This is a genomic window from Bacillus sp. SKDU12, from assembly GCF_010093085.1.
GTDB classification, from domain to species: Bacteria; Bacillota; Bacilli; order Bacillales; family Bacillaceae; genus Bacillus; species Bacillus mexicanus.
In genome coordinates this window covers 29570-45748 of the sequence record NZ_MSRC01000016.1, presented here as the reverse complement: position 1 = coordinate 45748, position 16179 = coordinate 29570, and the positions used below count along the sequence as shown (strand labels likewise).

The 16179-nt window shown below is 44.1% G+C and carries 20 protein-coding genes; 16 read left to right on the top strand and 4 right to left on the bottom strand.

Annotation, left to right across the window (positions count from 1 at the left end; genetic code table 11):
- Positions 1 to 12 precede the first annotated feature (12 nt).
- A complete protein-coding gene (locus tag BTW01_RS12935) occupies positions 13 to 273 on the top strand; it encodes a DUF1871 family protein (RefSeq protein ID WP_162103370.1) in 261 nt (86 codons plus the stop codon).
- Positions 274 to 301: 28 nt separating this feature from the next.
- Here the strand turns inward: BTW01_RS12935 and BTW01_RS12930 are convergent, their stop codons facing one another.
- Positions 302 to 1123, bottom strand: coding sequence for an alpha/beta fold hydrolase (locus BTW01_RS12930; protein ID WP_162103369.1), 822 nt, complete (start codon positions 1121 to 1123; stop codon positions 302 to 304).
- A 146-nt stretch (positions 1124 to 1269) separates the two neighbouring features.
- Between BTW01_RS12930 and BTW01_RS12925 the strand changes: the two genes are divergently transcribed.
- The 3 genes from BTW01_RS12925 to yugI all read left to right on the top strand — a co-directional run bounded on the left by BTW01_RS12925 (position 1270) and on the right by yugI (position 3522).
- On the top strand, positions 1270 to 1770 hold the full coding sequence (locus BTW01_RS12925) for an Lrp/AsnC family transcriptional regulator (RefSeq protein ID WP_003220765.1): 501 nt from the start codon (positions 1270 to 1272) through the stop codon (positions 1768 to 1770).
- Positions 1771 to 2931 (top strand): aminotransferase, encoded by a 1161-nt coding sequence (locus tag BTW01_RS12920; RefSeq protein ID WP_162103368.1) that lies wholly within the window; start codon positions 1771 to 1773, stop codon positions 2929 to 2931.
- A 198-nt stretch (positions 2932 to 3129) separates the two neighbouring features.
- On the top strand, positions 3130 to 3522 hold the full coding sequence (yugI, locus tag BTW01_RS12915; RefSeq protein ID WP_162103367.1) for a S1 domain-containing post-transcriptional regulator GSP13: 393 nt from the start codon (positions 3130 to 3132) through the stop codon (positions 3520 to 3522).
- Between the two features lie 90 nt (positions 3523 to 3612).
- On the opposite strand, the gene BTW01_RS12910 is transcribed toward yugI, so the two are convergent.
- The gene (locus BTW01_RS12910) at positions 3613 to 3849 is read right to left on the bottom strand and encodes a DUF378 domain-containing protein (RefSeq protein WP_162103366.1); all 237 of its coding nucleotides are present in this window, start codon (positions 3847 to 3849) and stop codon (positions 3613 to 3615) included.
- 228 nt (positions 3850 to 4077) lie between these two features.
- On the opposite strand from BTW01_RS12910, the gene BTW01_RS12905 reads away from it, so the two are divergent.
- The 5 genes from BTW01_RS12905 to BTW01_RS12885 all read left to right on the top strand — a co-directional run bounded on the left by BTW01_RS12905 (position 4078) and on the right by BTW01_RS12885 (position 8865).
- Positions 4078 to 5241, top strand: coding sequence for an iron-containing alcohol dehydrogenase (locus tag BTW01_RS12905; protein ID WP_162103365.1), 1164 nt, complete (start codon positions 4078 to 4080; stop codon positions 5239 to 5241).
- Positions 5242 to 5334: 93 nt separating this feature from the next.
- Entirely contained in the window at positions 5335 to 6507 is a 1173-nt protein-coding gene (locus BTW01_RS12900; protein ID WP_162103364.1) for an iron-containing alcohol dehydrogenase, read from the top strand.
- 110 nt (positions 6508 to 6617) lie between these two features.
- On the top strand, positions 6618 to 7970 hold the full coding sequence (locus BTW01_RS12895; RefSeq protein ID WP_162103363.1) for a glucose-6-phosphate isomerase: 1353 nt from the start codon (positions 6618 to 6620) through the stop codon (positions 7968 to 7970).
- Between the two features lie 65 nt (positions 7971 to 8035).
- Positions 8036 to 8401 carry a hypothetical protein gene (locus BTW01_RS12890; RefSeq protein ID WP_162103362.1) on the top strand — a complete coding sequence of 122 codons (366 nt, stop codon included), beginning with the start codon at positions 8036 to 8038 and terminating at the stop codon, positions 8399 to 8401.
- A 59-nt stretch (positions 8402 to 8460) separates the two neighbouring features.
- Positions 8461 to 8865: a YugN-like family protein gene (locus BTW01_RS12885; protein ID WP_162103361.1), complete on the top strand. Its 405-nt coding sequence runs from the start codon at positions 8461 to 8463 to the stop codon at positions 8863 to 8865.
- Here BTW01_RS12885 and BTW01_RS12880 read toward each other — a convergent pair.
- Positions 8862 to 9845: a potassium channel family protein gene (locus BTW01_RS12880; RefSeq protein WP_162103360.1), complete on the bottom strand. Its 984-nt coding sequence runs from the start codon at positions 9843 to 9845 to the stop codon at positions 8862 to 8864. The genes BTW01_RS12885 and BTW01_RS12880 overlap by 4 nt on opposite strands.
- Positions 9842 to 10174, bottom strand: a complete 333-nt coding sequence (gene mstX / locus BTW01_RS12875; RefSeq protein ID WP_162103359.1) for a biofilm formation protein MstX — start codon at positions 10172 to 10174, stop codon at positions 9842 to 9844. Before mstX ends, BTW01_RS12880 begins: the two co-directional genes overlap by 4 nt.
- Positions 10175 to 10219: 45 nt before the next feature.
- Between mstX and BTW01_RS12870 the strand changes: the two genes are divergently transcribed.
- From BTW01_RS12870 to BTW01_RS12840, 7 genes are all read left to right on the top strand, one after another.
- Positions 10220 to 10480 carry a hypothetical protein gene (locus tag BTW01_RS12870; RefSeq protein ID WP_162103358.1) on the top strand — a complete coding sequence of 87 codons (261 nt, stop codon included), beginning with the start codon at positions 10220 to 10222 and terminating at the stop codon, positions 10478 to 10480.
- Positions 10481 to 10523: 43 nt separating this feature from the next.
- Positions 10524 to 11201: a zinc metallopeptidase gene (locus tag BTW01_RS12865; protein ID WP_162103357.1), complete on the top strand. Its 678-nt coding sequence runs from the start codon at positions 10524 to 10526 to the stop codon at positions 11199 to 11201.
- A gap of 43 nt (positions 11202 to 11244) precedes the next feature.
- A complete protein-coding gene (locus BTW01_RS12860; protein WP_162103356.1) occupies positions 11245 to 12537 on the top strand; it encodes a hemolysin family protein in 1293 nt (430 codons plus the stop codon).
- Between the two features lie 129 nt (positions 12538 to 12666).
- The gene (locus BTW01_RS12855; RefSeq protein ID WP_162103355.1) at positions 12667 to 14331 is read left to right on the top strand and encodes a glycoside hydrolase family 13 protein; all 1665 of its coding nucleotides are present in this window, start codon (positions 12667 to 12669) and stop codon (positions 14329 to 14331) included.
- Between the two features lie 117 nt (positions 14332 to 14448).
- The gene (locus BTW01_RS12850; RefSeq protein WP_162103354.1) at positions 14449 to 14847 is read left to right on the top strand and encodes a secondary thiamine-phosphate synthase enzyme YjbQ; all 399 of its coding nucleotides are present in this window, start codon (positions 14449 to 14451) and stop codon (positions 14845 to 14847) included.
- A gap of 13 nt (positions 14848 to 14860) precedes the next feature.
- A complete protein-coding gene (locus tag BTW01_RS12845) occupies positions 14861 to 15892 on the top strand; it encodes a nitronate monooxygenase (RefSeq protein ID WP_162103353.1) in 1032 nt (343 codons plus the stop codon).
- A gap of 24 nt (positions 15893 to 15916) precedes the next feature.
- On the top strand, positions 15917 to 16171 hold the full coding sequence (locus BTW01_RS12840) for a hypothetical protein (RefSeq protein ID WP_162103352.1): 255 nt from the start codon (positions 15917 to 15919) through the stop codon (positions 16169 to 16171).
- Positions 16172 to 16179: the final 8 nt, after the last annotated feature.

Genomic DNA, 16179 nt, shown 5'->3' with positions numbered 1-16179 from the left:
GCGGTGATGAATATGGAAGAAAGTCAAGCGGTCAGGGAAATGATCAAGATCATTTCTAAATGGGATCCGTTTACATATGGAGAAGAGTTTTACGAAACGGAGGCTGTTGATGTCGTACAGGCCGTCTATGATGAGGACGATACCGACGCGCTGGCGAAAAGGATTCAGCATGTTTTTGAGCTTTCCTTTGAGCAAATGCTGCCAATTGACAGCTGCCGGGAAGTGGCAGGCCAGCTTTTATTCATTAAAAACAGCAGCTCCTGCACGCCTTAAAAAAACCGGTTCAGCACCGGTTTTTTTATTATTTGATAAACTCTGCAATGCGTTCGGACACGTATTCAGGCCGTTCCTCAGGCACCAGATGTCCAGTCTGGCGGAGAGAGTACAGCACAGAATCAGGCAAATCGCTGTGCAGCCGTTTACCAATCTCAACAGGCACGATTCGGTCGTTCTCGCCCCAAATCAATAGAGCGGGCTTGTTCATCTGTTTTAACTGGTCGGATTCTAAGTCTCCTTCTCTATGGCGGATAAACCTTGTCATTGCCTTGAAAATCTGCTCGTCTTGAAACGGTTTGCCATAGCCGTCAATCATTTCTTCATCAATCAGCGCTTTGTCATGAACAACATTTAATAAATTTTTCACCACTCCATTTTTCGAGAGCCAGCGCTTGATATAAAGATGAAAATACGGAAGGTGAGTCCCGAAAATGATCGATGGATGCGAACGCTTTAAATACCCTGAACTGCAAAGCAGCACAACCTTTGAAAAAAGCTCTGGCTTTAAGAGAGCGGCAGCGAGCGAAATCTGTCCTCCCATAGAATGACCGATAAGCGCAGCCTGTTTGACTTGAAGGTGCTCCAACATTCCAATGACAAGCTTAGCGAGGTTTTGATAGGTATAGATAAAGGTTTTTGATTTTTCAGATTGGCCGAAAGGGGGCAAATCAAGCGCAATGATGTCATACTTGTCCCGAAGAAGAGGGATGACTTTTCTGAAGCTGAAAGCAGATGATAAAAAACCGTGTATGCAGACCAGCGTTTGCCTGCCCGGATTTTGATAATGTTCGTAATATATATTTACGCCATGGACTGTAAGCCGTCTTGTTGGTGAAATCGCCTCCATTTGCATCACTCCCTTCATAAGATGACTGTATTGTGCCCTGAAATTGTCAATTATAGTGGAAGTTGCTCCTCGTTTTTTTCTTAGCATTCGTCAAAAAACGTGATATAATGTCATGAGATTTCTTGACATGCAAAGGTGTGAATCGAATGAAATTGACGGAAAAAGAAACAGAAATATTAGAAATTTTAGACGAGAACAGCCGCGCCGACTTAGAAACAATCGCAAAGATGGCGGGCATCCCTGTAAATGAAGTGCAAACAATTATTGATAAACTGGAAAAAGAAAAGGTGATCATCGATTATTCCGCTATGATTGACTGGCGAAAAGTTGACGGACATGAAGGCGTCACAGCCATGATTGACGTCAAAGTAACGCCGAAGCGGGGAGTCGGTTTTGATGAAGTAGCGGAACGGATTTACCGATTTCAAGAGGTTGAATCAGTTTATTTGATGTCAGGCGTGTACGATTTGTCTGTCGTAATCCGCGGTAATTCGATGTCTGACGTAGCGCGCTTTGTTTCAGATAAACTGTCTACGCTTGATTCAGTTGTTTCTACGACAACTCATTTTATCCTGAAAAAATACAAACATGACGGCAAAGTGTTTGAAACAGGAGATGACGACAAAAGAATCGTGGTGTCACCGTAAATGACTTCGTATTTATCTGACTATGTACAACAAATAAAACCATCCGGCATCCGCAAATTTTTTGATTTGGCGGCAACGATGGAAGGCGTCATTTCTCTGGGCGTCGGCGAGCCTGATTTTGTTACCGCATGGAATGTCCGCGAAGCAAGCATTCTTTCCCTTGAACAAGGGTATACGTCATATACGGCAAATGCCGGCTTATACTCATTGCGAGAAGAAATCAGCCGTTATTTGAGCAGCAGGTTTGGCCTGAACTACTCGCCGGACAATGAGCTGATTGTGACTGTAGGGGCAAGTCAGGCTTTGGATATCGCGATTCGCGCCATTGTAAATCCGGGTGAGGAAGTCATCATTCCTGAGCCGTGTTTTGTGGCGTATGATGCGCTTGTTTCTTTGGCAGGCGGCATCCCGGTTCACGTCCATACAACGGCGGATAAAGGATTTAAAGCGACGGCTACGGATTTTGAAGCCGCAGTCACTGAAAAAACAAAAGCCATTCTCATCTGTTCGCCGTCGAATCCGACTGGTTCAGTTTATTCGAAGGAAGAGCTGAAGGAGATTGCACAATTTGCTCAAAAACATGATGTCATCGTCTTAGCTGACGAGATCTACGCTGAGCTGACATATGATGAGGAATTTACAAGCATAGCAGCACTGCCGGATATGAAGGAACGCACGGTTGTCATTTCGGGCTTTTCAAAAGCGTTTGCGATGACGGGCTGGAGGCTCGGTTTTGCCGCAGCGCCCCCTGTGCTCCGGGATGCAATGCTTAAAATTCACCAGTACGCGATGATGTGTGCACCTTCAATGGCGCAGTTTGCTGCCCTTGAAGGTTTAAAGAACGGCATGGAAGACGTAGAAAAAATGAAAAAAAGCTACCGCAGGAGGCGGAATTTGTTTGTGGAAACACTCAATGAAATTGGCCTCAGCTGTCATCATCCAGGCGGGGCTTTCTATGCTTTCCCATCCATTAAAAGCACGGGAATGAGTTCGGAGCAGTTTGCAGAAGAGCTTCTGACACAGGAAAAAGTGGCTGTTGTTCCGGGAAGTGTGTTTGGTCCGAGCGGTGAAGGGTATATCCGCTGTTCATACGCAACCTCGATTGAGCAGCTTCAAGAAGCGCTAGTCAGAATAAAACACTTTCTGCATAAAACAACATAAAAAAAAGATACGAACTTTTTGTTCGCATCCAATAAAAGGGGGGGAATACTAGAAAGCCTTTGGTATTCAGTTTTCCCCCTTTTGCTGTGCATAAACCTGATTTTTTAATAAAAAGTTTTTTGCGAAAATGAGACATGTGTGATATAATTTTAAATTGCGTATAAACAGTTATTTAATTTAACTTAGGAGTTGTTATGAATGGCAGCAAAATTTGAAGTAGGCAGTGTTTACACTGGTAAAGTTACAGGATTACAAGCGTATGGTGCGTTTGTTGCATTAGATGAAGAAACTCAAGGTTTAGTACACATTTCTGAAGTGACTCACGGTTTCGTAAAAGATATCAACGAGCACCTTTCAGTTGGCGATGAAGTACAAGTAAAAGTACTTGCTGTTGATGAAGAAAAAGGAAAAATCAGCCTTTCAATTCGTGCGACACAAGCTGCACCAGAGAAAAAAGAAAGCAAACCAAGAAAGCCTAAAGCTGCGCAAGTAAGCGAAGAAGCTACTACACCACAAGGTTTCAACACATTAAAAGATAAGCTTGAAGAGTGGATTGAAATGTCCAACCGTAAAGACCTTATCAAAAAATAAGCATGAAAAAAGCACCGGACAGGAATGTCCGGTGCTTTTTGATTACGCAAAATCCCAAAACATGGTGTTTCGGGATTTTGCCCTTTGATCCTATCGCATTTCAGGATTTGCTGCTTCTTCACGTGATCTTTCCTCACTTGGCTTAAACAGCAAACCGAGGTTGATTAAGCCGGCGATTCCGACAAGTCCGTAAATGATGCGGGAAAGAGCTGACCCTTGGCCGCCGAAGATAGCCGCTACTAAGTCAAATTGGAAAAATCCGATCAGTCCCCAGTTAATAGCGCCAATGATGGTTAAAACAAGACAAATTCTCTGAATGGTACTCATGTTTTACAACCTCCTCCATGAATTATTAAAACAGTTATAGATTGTGACATATTGGAGAATCTATACATGCATTCTCCATAACGAGGGAAACTGGTTTACCCTCACCTATATCAGCTTCTTTCCCGGCATCGTGCTGTATGAAACCATACGATATGTATTAGGTGAGAGCGGATTGCTTTACATGGACTGGAGACATTCTGCATAATGAAAATCTAAGGAGGAGATGTCATGCAAAACTTTACATACTGGAATCCGACCAAATTAATTTTCGGGCGCGGAGAAGTGGAAAGACTGCCGGAGGAACTCAAATCTTACGGAAAAAACGTATTGCTGATCTACGGAGGCGGAAGCATTAAGCGCAGCGGCCTGTATGATCAAGTGATTGAACAGCTGAATAAGGCCGGAGTGACCGTGCATGAATTAGCAGGTGTAGAACCAAATCCGCGTGTGGCGACTGTTAATAAGGGTGTTGCCATCTGTAAAGAACACAACATTGATTTCTTGCTTGCTGTCGGAGGCGGAAGTGTCATCGACTGTACAAAAGCGATTGCCGCTGGAGCGAAGTATGATGGTGATGCGTGGGATATCGTGACGAAAAAACATCAGCCGAAGGATGCTCTGCCATTCGGAACCGTATTAACTCTCGCAGCGACTGGTTCTGAAATGAACTCAGGCTCGGTGATTACAAACTGGGAAACAAAAGAAAAATACGGCTGGGGCAGCCCGCTCGTATTCCCTAAATTCTCGATTCTTGATCCAGTGAATACGTTCACTGTTCCTAAAAATCATACGATCTACGGTATGGTTGACATGATGAGCCACGTCTTCGAACAATACTTCCATCATGTCTCAAACACGCCGTATCAGGACCGTATGTGTGAATCACTTCTGCGCACAGTCATTGAAACAGCGCCTAAGCTGATCAATGATCTTGAAAATTACGAATTGCGTGAGACGATCCTATACACAGGAACAATCGCACTAAACGGCATGCTTTCTATGGGTGCAAGAGGCGATTGGGCAACTCATAATATTGAACATGCAGTATCGGCTGTTTATGATATTCCGCATGCCGGCGGACTGGCGATCTTGTTCCCGAACTGGATGAGACACACATTGTCTGAAAATCCTGCCCGCATGAAACAGCTTGCAGTTCGCGTGTTTGGTGTTGAAGAAGCAGGTAAAACAGACGAAGAAATCGCACTTGAAGGAATCGATAAGCTGTCTGCGTTCTGGACAAGCCTTGGCGCGCCTTCACGTCTTGCTGATTACGATATTAATGATGAGCAGCTTGATACAATTGCCGACAAGGCCATGGCTAACGGTGCCTTCGGCCAATTTAAATCACTTAACAAGGAAGATGTGCTTGCCATTTTAAAAGCATCTCTATAATAAAAAAGGGGAAATAGCCATTTGGCTGCTTCCCTTTTTCTATGTTACAATGGAACGTCTATTTTTTTATCAGCACCATTTGGAGGTTTTACAATGGAAAATTTCACTTATTATAACCCAACGAAGCTAATCTTCGGCAAAGGCCAGATTGAACAATTAAGAAAAGAAGTAAACCAATACGGCAAAAATGTACTGCTCGTCTACGGAGGCGGAAGCATTAAACGCAACGGCCTCTATGATCAAGTCACAAGTATTTTAAAAGAAGAAGGCGCTCTTGTTCATGAGCTGTCAGGTGTAGAGCCGAATCCGCGTCTGGCGACAGTTGAAAAAGGCATAGACCTATGCAGAGAGCATCACATTGATTTTCTGCTTGCTGTCGGCGGCGGAAGTGTCATTGATTGTACAAAAGCGATTGCAGCGGGTGTCAAGTACGATGGCGACGCTTGGGATATCTTCAGCAAAAAAGTAACAGCAAAGGATGCGCTGCCATTTGGCACTGTTTTAACCCTTGCGGCGACAGGCTCTGAAATGAACCCTGATTCCGTGATTACAAATTGGGAAACAAACGAGAAATATGTATGGGGCAGCAATGTGACACATCCGCGTTTCTCTATTTTAGATCCTGAAAATACATTCACTGTCCCAGAAAATCAAACTGTGTACGGCATGGTTGATATGATGAGCCACGTATTTGAGCAATACTTCCATAATGTCAAAAATACGCCGCTTCAAGACAGAATGTGCTTTGCGGTTCTGCAGACAGTCATCGAAACAGCTCCTAAGCTTCTTGAAGATCTGGAAAACTATGAGCTTCGCGAAACTATTTTGTATGCAGGCACTATTGCTCTAAACGGCACCCTGCAAATGGGTTACTTTGGCGACTGGGCATCACATACAATGGAGCATGCTATTTCAGCTGTATACGATATTCCGCATGCGGGCGGACTGGCGATTCTCTTCCCGAACTGGATGAGATACACGCTTGATACAAATGTCGGCCGTTTTAAAAATCTCATGCTCAACATGTTTGACATCGATACTGAAGGCAAAACAGATAAAGAAATCGTGCTTGAAGGCATCGACAAGCTGTCTGCATTCTGGACAAGTCTTGGCGCGCCTTCTCGTCTTGCCGATTACGATATCGGAGAAGAAAAGCTTGAGCTGATTGCGGATATCGCAGCCAAAGAAATGGAACACGGCGGTTTCGGTAATTTTCAAAAACTGAACAAAGATGACGTGCTTGCCATCCTTCGCGCGTCTCTATAATTCTTTAGGGCGGAATCCAGTCATTCCGCCCTTTCTTCTTCACTTGATTTAACAGATAAGTTCATATAAAGTGAAAGAGAAAACATTATACCGTTATGGAGGGACAAGCAATGACGCATGTACGCTTTGACTACTCAAAAGCATTGACTTTCTTCAACGAACATGAACTTACATATTTGCGAGACTTCGTAAAAACAGCACACCATAATATTCATGAAAAAACAGGCGCGGGCAGCGATTTTCTAGGCTGGGTGGACCTCCCTGAACATTATGATAAAGAAGAATTTGCGCGGATTAAAAATAGCGCAGAAAAAATCAAATCTGATTCTGATGTATTGCTTGTCGTCGGTATTGGCGGCTCTTACCTCGGTGCGCGGGCTGCAATTGAAGCACTTAACCACGCGTTTTACAACACTTTGCCAAAAGCAAAGCGCGGCAATCCGCAAGTTATTTTCATCGGAAACAACATCAGTTCATCTTACATGAAAGATGTTATGGATCTTCTTGAAAATGTGGACTTCTCTATTAATGTGATTTCTAAATCAGGTACGACAACTGAACCTGCAATTGCTTTCCGTATTTTCCGTAAGCTTCTTGAAGAGAAATATGGAAAAGAAGAAGCAAAAACGCGAATTTATGCGACAACTGATAAAGAACGCGGCGCATTAAAAACGCTGTCTAAAGAAGAAGGCTTCGAATCCTTTGTTATCCCTGACGATGTAGGCGGCCGTTATTCTGTGTTAACAGCTGTTGGCCTCTTGCCGATTGCTGTCAGCGGCGTCAATATTGACGACATGATGAAAGGCGCGCTGGATGCGAGCAAGGATTTTGCAACATCTGAATTGGAAGAAAACCCTGCATACCAATATGCGGTTGTTCGCAATGCGCTTTATAATAAAGGCAAAACAATCGAAATGCTCATCAACTATGAACCGGCGCTTCAATACTTTGCAGAATGGTGGAAGCAGCTGTTTGGAGAAAGTGAAGGAAAAGATGAGAAGGGCATTTATCCTTCTTCAGCTAACTATTCAACAGACCTTCATTCATTAGGCCAGTATGTACAAGAAGGCCGCAGAGACTTATTTGAAACAGTGCTGAACGTAGAGAAACCTAAACATGAACTGACAATCGAAGAAGCCGATAATGACCTGGACGGCTTAAACTATTTAGCTGGAAAAACGGTCGATTTCGTTAACAAAAAAGCATTCCAAGGTACGATGCTTGCCCATACAGACGGAAATGTTCCGAATTTAATCGTTAACATTCCTGAGCTGAATGCATATACTTTTGGATACCTTGTATACTTCTTCGAAAAAGCCTGCGCGATGAGCGGCTATCTCCTTGGCGTCAATCCATTTGACCAGCCTGGAGTAGAAGCGTATAAAGTCAATATGTTCGCCTTGCTTGGCAAACCTGGTTTTGAAGAGAAAAAAGCAGAGCTTGAAAAACGTCTGGAAGATTAATGTGAGAAAGCTGACTGGCTTGTGCCAGTCGGCTTTTTATAAAATCAGAGAGGTGCTGATGGTTTATGAAACAATTGGTTAAACAACTCGTGATTGCCGGTTTTTCAGCAGCTGTTCTAAGTATCCTTATCTCCTTCGATGCCGTGTCCACAGAGCCTTTCTCAACCTTTAGCGGCACACAGTCAACCTTTTTTATCCACGCCTTCCTCCTTATTGGTTTGCCGCTTGCGCTTTTTACTGATGCGGTTCACCGAATTTTGCATTTAAAACGATCGCATACTCTTTTCACTAAATTAGGACTCTATGCCGCTGTTGTTTATCTTTCAGGGGAATCAGTTGCAGGGCTTGCAGCGGCAATGGCTGTTTACTTTCTAATTGAATGCGCTTTCTTTTTTGTCGGTCGTACGAAAGAAACAACGATTTCCATGTAGTTCGCCTCTGAATGAAGTCTTGGTCGACAGGACAGGATAAGTGAAAAAGGGGCATGTTTATGATTACAATACCTTCCGCAATAGATGGGCAGACTTTTCTGTTTCAAGAATTGGAACAAGTAATGAAGCCGCTCGGTTATGTGATAAACGGCGGCTGGGAATATGATCACGGCTACTTTGATTATAAAATTGATGACACAAATGGCTATTTGTTTGTAAGGGTTCCGGTCCATGCGGTACAGGGAAGTCTTGATGAACGCGGAGCAGCCGTCCGAATCGGAACGCCATTTATGCTGAGACAAGTGTTTCAGACAGGTCTTGACGATGATGCCAAGGGAGGGCCGTTTCAATCACTGTTTAATCAATTTTCCGAACCGGAAAGGCGAGACGCGGAAATTGATCCGGCGTACTTAGATATCGGCGCTGCTCTGATGAAAGAATTGGAGGATGTTCTGCTGCATTAGATCGCTAGGAATTGGTCTGTTTTGAGCACCATGTATGAAGGAGGGGGGGGAAACATTGGCCCTTCCTCTTTTAGTATGCCGATAATTGTTATGTTTTGATCAAGGAAATAGAGGACACATGTTTTGTAAGCCGCTCCTCTTAGATTGTCAGGAACAGAAAGAAGCTTCACGCGTTCGTCAAGTGTCAGATTGATCCCATTTTGCTTAGACGGCCGTAATTTGACTTGGTAATGCTGCAGCATCGCCCGGCTGATCAATTCCGAAGTTCCGATGATATGATTAGCGCCTGCCCGTTCCGCATTAGTGACAAACCGGTCAGTCAAAATCTCGACGATGCAGTAAGCAAGAGGGTTAAGCCCTTTTACTGATAAAAGAATCAGCACTGACAGCATATCTGCCTCAGCTTCACTTTTATACTGATCGGCTGTTATCATCACTGCTTCCGCTTCAGTAATATTGGCCCGTTTCAGTGTCTCATCATCGGCAGCATGCCCTCGTATGAAATGGACGTTTTCGATCAGCGGGCCTTCTTTTAGCGATTCATCGATTAGTACAACTGTTTTGGAAGGGGCCGTAAACTGCAGGTCATTCAGCAGCCGGTTTGTTTTTTCATTCCACCCAATGATAATAATGTGGCCGCGCCCTTTATAAGCGACCTTTCCTTCGATGTAGCGATGCTGTCTGCTGAATACTGCCGCTGATAATGTGGCGAAATAAGCGGTGACAAAGCTTGCTCCGCTCAAAATCAGCAGGATTCCGGCCGCCTGTCCCAGCGGCGTGTGCGGCACATAATCACCATAGCCGACAGTCGAAACTGTGACGATAGCCCACCAAATGCCCTCAAATACTGAAGTAAACTGTTTTGGCTCAAGTATATAAATGATTTGGCCAAACAAAAGAATCAGAAATAAAATAATAACTCCGATTCGGATAAATAACGGCCACCTGAGCCATGAAATAAATATCCGATTTGATTTCATTCTTTTTCTCCTTCTTCAGATAATGAGATCGATAAAATCTGTTTAATAATTGTATTTAATTTCTCGTTTAGCTTTTCCTGGCCGTACATATCTCGGGCCTGCTTCATTAAATCAGCGGTATCATCATCAAGCTGGATAAGCGGTTCATCGATTTCCGATTCATTATAAAGCTGGATAAACGTGTCCAGGCCTTCATTCATCCGGTCGATTGCGGTGCTTAGCTGTTCCTTTTCCTCACTCGTCACTTTCATGGCTTCCATCACACCTGTGCTTTTTTCTAACAGTATGTCCCACTTCCGATGATGTTTTTCAAATAATACACAAATCATATAAAACGGAATTCTCCATAGACTAAAACAAAAAGGATGAAAAAAATGACGATCATGCAAAGGACGATCGTGGTTTTGATCGGTACGCAGCTGGCGGCATCCGCGGTCATTTTGTTTATTTTCGATTTGAATTCATATAATCACTTTTCCGGCAGCTTTTCCTGGCTTCGTTTTTTGAAAGGGCTGACTGGCAGCTTTTCCTTTTATCTATTTTTAGCAGGATTGCTTTTTCTGCTGGGTGGAATGTGTGCTCCGAGCCGGAAGAAGCGCATTTCTGTACACGAGAAAGAAAACTCATTAAAATAATCGTAATAAACAAAGATATGATCATGGAAAAGGATGATGAAAAATGCTGTTTATATTTTTAACAATAGCCGCATTGGGATTGTCGTTTTGGGCACAATTTAAAGTGAAGAGCAACTTTGAAAAATATTCAAAAGTGGAAGCCTCAAGCGGACGTACAGGGGCAGAAACGGCAAGACGGATTTTAGATATAAACGGTCTTTACGACGTGCCGGTCGAACCGGTAAGAGGCACTTTAACAGACCATTACGACCCGACAACACGGGTGGTGCGTTTATCTGAGCCGGTCTATTACGGCCGCTCGATCTCCGCCATATCCGTAGCTTCCCATGAAGTCGGACATGCTTTGCAGCATCAGGAATCATATGGTGCGCTTGTGCTGAGACATAAAATCTTCCCAGTCGTGAATTTTGCATCCGGTGTAGCTCCCTTGCTTTTCCTAGGAGGCATGCTTCTCGGCAGCCTGAATTTGATTGGGCTCGGCATCATCCTGTTTTCAGCCGCTGTCTTTTTCCAGCTGATTACATTGCCTGTTGAATTCAATGCAAGTTCAAGAGCGAAGCAGATTATTGTGTCAGAAGGATTCATCCGGAACAATGAAGAAAATGGGGTAAATAAAGTGCTGAGCGCAGCCGCCTTAACGTATGTGGCCGCCGCCCTGGTTTCCCTGTTTGAGCTTCTGCGCTTTGTGATGATCTTCTTAAACGGTCGTAATGAGAATTAACGTTGAGGAGGTGGCCCCTTACCATTTATGGTAAGGGCTTTTTTTGCTTATATTACAATTGATCGCCATTTTTGTTTTGATTGGCATTACGGCTGTTTTTGTTGCAGCAGAATTTGCGATCGTCAAAATCAGAGGTTCAAAAATCAATCAGCTCATCGAAAGCGGTGACAGCCGGGCGCTTGCCGCACATAAAGTCATCTCTAATCTTGACGAATATTTATCAGCATGCCAGCTTGGGATTACAATTACTGCTCTCGGCCTTGGATGGCTGGGTGAACCGACATTTGAACGCATTCTTCATCCTTTATTTACAATGACAGGCATTCCGGAACCGTTTAACCACATTGTCACATTTATAGTTGCATTTATCATCGTCACTTTTTTGCATGTGGTGATGGGTGAGCTTGCCCCAAAAACTGTTTCGATCCAAAAGGCTGAAGCTGTCAGTTTGTGGATCGCAAAGCCGCTGATTTGGTTTTATAAAATTACGTATCCATTTATTAAGGCATTGAACGGCTCTGCAAGTTTTCTTGTCAAATTGTTTGGCTTTCATTCAGTAAAGGAGCACGAGGTCGTCATCAGTGAAGAGGAACTGAGGCTGATTCTTTCAGAAAGCTATGAAAAGGGAGAAATTAATCAGTCTGAATTCCGCTATGTGAATAAGATTTTTGAATTCGATAACCGGGTAGCAAGAGAGATTATGATTCCGCGGACAGAAATGGCGATCATCTCTCTGGAGCAGTCGCTGGAAGAAGCGATCCATCATATCATTAATGAACGGTATACACGTTATCCTGTCATTAAAGAAGACAAGGATCATATTTTAGGGATCATCAACAGCAAGGATATGTTTAAAGCTTATTTTCTCGGACAGTCAATTAATTTGGAGCAGATCATGAGGCCTGTCATCAGGGTCATTGAAAGCATTCCTGTTCAGCAGCTTTTGATCCGCATGCAGAAAGAACGGATTCACATGGCCATTCTCGTAGATGAGTACGGGGGAACGGCAGGACTTGTCACTGTTGAAGATATTATTGAAGAAATCGTCGGGGAAATCCGCGATGAATACGACCAGGATGAAACGCCGCATATTTTGAAAAAAGGCGAGCACCATTATGTTATGGATGGAAAAGCGCTTATTGATGAGGTAAACGATCTGCTCGATATTGCCATTGAAAACGAAGAAATTGATACAATTGCAGGCTGGCTTCTAACGCAAAAAATGGAGCTGGAAGCAGGAGATGTGATATACGCGGAGGGCTGTGAATTTAAAATCCTCGACGCCGAAGATCATCACATTCGTTTTATAGAAATAAAAAAAACCGACTTTTTATAAAAAACAGCCGGCATTTTGAACGGCTGTTTTTTGACGTCTTCTGGTTTTTCAAAAAAAGCAATGCTGTTACGCCTTTTTTCTACATAAGATATACAGACCGCACACTGACACTGAGGAGGGAGTAGCTGTATGAAAAAGGCTTGGTGGAAGGAATCGGTTGTCTACCAAATTTACCCGCGCAGCTTTAAAGATTCAAATGGCGACGGAATCGGGGATATTCAAGGCATAAGATCCAAGCTTGATTACATAAAAGAGCTGGGCGCTGATGTTATCTGGATATGCCCTATATACGATTCACCCAACGCGGATAACGGCTATGACATTAGGGATTACGAAAACATATTGAGCGATTTCGGAACCATGGCGGACTTTGACCAGCTGCTTGATGACATTCATGAGCTGGGCATGAAGCTGATTATGGACCTTGTCGTAAACCATACAAGCGACGAGCATCCATGGTTCATCGAATCCCGTTCATCTATCCACTCCGACAAACGCGACTGGTATATTTGGCAGGATGGCAAAAACGGAAACGCGCCGAACAATTGGGAAAGCATTTTCGGCGGGCCGGCATGGAAGTGCGATCAAAAGACAAACCAATACTATCTTCATCTTTTTGATCAAAAACAGCCTGATTTGAATTGGGAAAATAAAAAAGTGAGAAATGCCATCTATGACATGATCAATTGGTGGCTTGATAAAGGAATTGACGGTTTTCGAGTGGATGCGATTACTCATATTAAGAAAAAAGAAGGGCTTCCCGATATGCCTAATCCAAAAGGGCTGAACTATGTTCCTTCCTTTCTCTATCATATGAATATTGACGGCATAATGGATTTGCTGACAGAGCTGAAAGAAAATACATTTTCCCGCTATCCGATTATGACAGTCGGTGAAGCAAACGGTGTCACTGCAAAGGAGGCGGCAGATTGGGCTGGAGAAAAAAACGGCATTTTCAGCATGATTTTTCAATTTGAACATCTCGGCCTGTGGGATGTAGAGGTCAATGAAAACATTGATATCGTTTCCTTTAAACGAGTGTTAACTGACTGGCAGGACAGTCTTGAGGGAATCGGCTGGAATGCTTTGTTTATGGAAAATCACGACCAGCCTCGTTCAGTTTCTGTGTGGGGAGATGACGAAGTATACATGAAGGAAAGTGCAAAAGCGCTTGCTGCTGTCTATTTCCTCATGAAAGGCACACCGTTTATTTATCAAGGACAGGAGCTCGGCATGACAAACGTGGCGTTTCCGTCTATTGAGGACTATGATGATGTCGCCATGAAACGGATGTATGAAAGAGAAACGGCGAAAGGCGCTTCGCACGAGGATGTAATGAAGATTATCTGGAAAAAAGGGAGGGACAATTCCCGAACGCCAATGCAATGGAATGCTGATCCATACGCCGGGTTTTCTGAAGCCAAACCGTGGATCGGGATCAATGAGAATTACAAATGGCTGAATGCTGAGGCGCAAACAAACGACCGAACATCTGTCCGCCATTATTACAAAAGTTTGATCAAGCTGCGTCAAACATATGATGTGTTTATCTACGGGACATATGAGCTCATCTTACCTGAGGATCAGCAAATCTTTGCCTATCTTCGGAAAGGCGAGAGCCATACTGCACTGATTGCGGCCAACCTGACAGGAATGCCCGCCTTTTTCAAACACGCCGGAATACCGTTGTCATCAGACGCACTTGTATTGTCAAATGTTGAAACAGACCAGCATCAGCATATGACATCAGCACTGTTACAGCCGTATGAAGCAAGAGTATATGTATGGCACTAAACTCCAGCCAGAGACTGGAGTTTTTGATTTTTTTCAGGTTTATGAGAGCGGTTTAACAGGAAAAAAAGAACACAGAACGAAATAGCAAATAGAGCAGACAAATGAAAGGAGAAACAAATGCTGAAAACACTTCAAATCAACACGAACAAACGAGATGAAATGATTGAAATCACGAGCGAAGTGGAGGCCTTTCTTCAAGAAACAGGTGTAACAAGCGGTGCGGCGCTGATTTACTGTCCGCATACAACTGCGGGGATTACCATTAATGAAAACGCCGATCCCGACGTCAAAAAAGATATGCTTAGAAGGTTTGATGAAGTGTATCCGTGGGAACACGAGCTTGACCGCCATATGGAGGGCAATACAGCTGCGCATATGAAGTCGAGTACAGTGGGAGCTTCACAGCATGTCATCATTGATAACGGCCGGCTCATTCTTGGAACGTGGCAGGGCATTTATTTCTGCGAATTTGACGGCCCGCGCACTCGGACATGCTATATCAAAATCATGGAATAGCAGGAGGTTTTTCATGACGAAATGGATGAAAACATTATCACTGACGAAACCTGTTATTCAGGCGCCGATGGCCGGCGGGCTTGTCACGCCTGGCCTGGCAGCCGCTGTGTCAAATGAAGGCGCGCTTGGAAGTCTGGCATCGGGATATCTCAATCCGGACATGCTTGAAAAGCAAATCAGTGAGATGCCGCAGCTGACTGATCGAGTATTTCAGGTGAATGTGTTTGTTCCGGAAAGCAGAAAGGAACCGGAGGAGGACAGCGTTCAAAGGTGGAAAAGCAAAATTCCATTCGCCGAACAGGCTCCGCCATTTTCTTCGGAGGAAGAAGAGTGGGAGGACTTCCATAAAAAAATGAACATCATTCTTAAACACAATGTAAAAGCCTGTTCATTTACGTTTGGCATTCCGCCGGATGAAAGCATTCAAGCATTAAAGCAAAATGGCTGCTCTCTTATCGGGACAGCTACAACTCCGCAGGAAGCCGTCCTGCTTGAAGAACGCGGGATGGACATAATCGTCCTGCAAGGAAGCGAAGCGGGCGGCCACCGCGGATCTTTTCTCCCGGTCAGCGGAGAATCCGCGCTTGGCCTCATGTCGCTCATTCCCCAAGCAGCAGATGCTGTTTCCGTTCCGGTGATCGCGGCTGGCGGAATTGCCGACCGGCGCGGCGTTCAAGCCGCTCATTGTCTTGGGGCCCAAGGCGTGCAGGTCGGAACACCTTTTCTCCTGTGTGAGGAATGTGAAGCCTCTGAAACATACAGACATGAATTAAAACAGGCAAAAGGAACAGACACACGCCTTACTGCATTGTTTTCAGGAAAGCCTGCGAGGGGTATAGTTAATCAATGGATGAAAGAGCAGCAGGCTGAGGAGGTGAACGCGCTTCCATATCCATTGCAAAACACGCTGACAAAACCGATGAGAAAGCACGCTGCCAAAGAAAAAGATTCCGGCCGCATGTCCCTGTGGGCGGGACAATCTGTCGGAATGCTGAACGGACCTATTGATGTGAAGACGCTGTTGGCAGAGCTTTGCCGAACGTAACTTGAAAAAAAGAGGTGACAGATGATGAACATTCTTCAATATTCTTATAAAAAAAGAGGGAAGATTGAGTTTGTATTTGAAGGCTGGCCTCACTCAAAAGTTACAATGGCTCCTATAAAAGGCTACTATTTTATCCGCTTTATTAAATGGAGCAGCCTGGATCCAATCGTGACAAGAAATGACCTTGAAAAAATGGAATGGGCTGCAAACCAGTATTTTGGCACAGCCCCTTTTTATCGAAAACGAAAAGCGTTTGAAACCCCATCATCTCAACAATAGGCGATGGG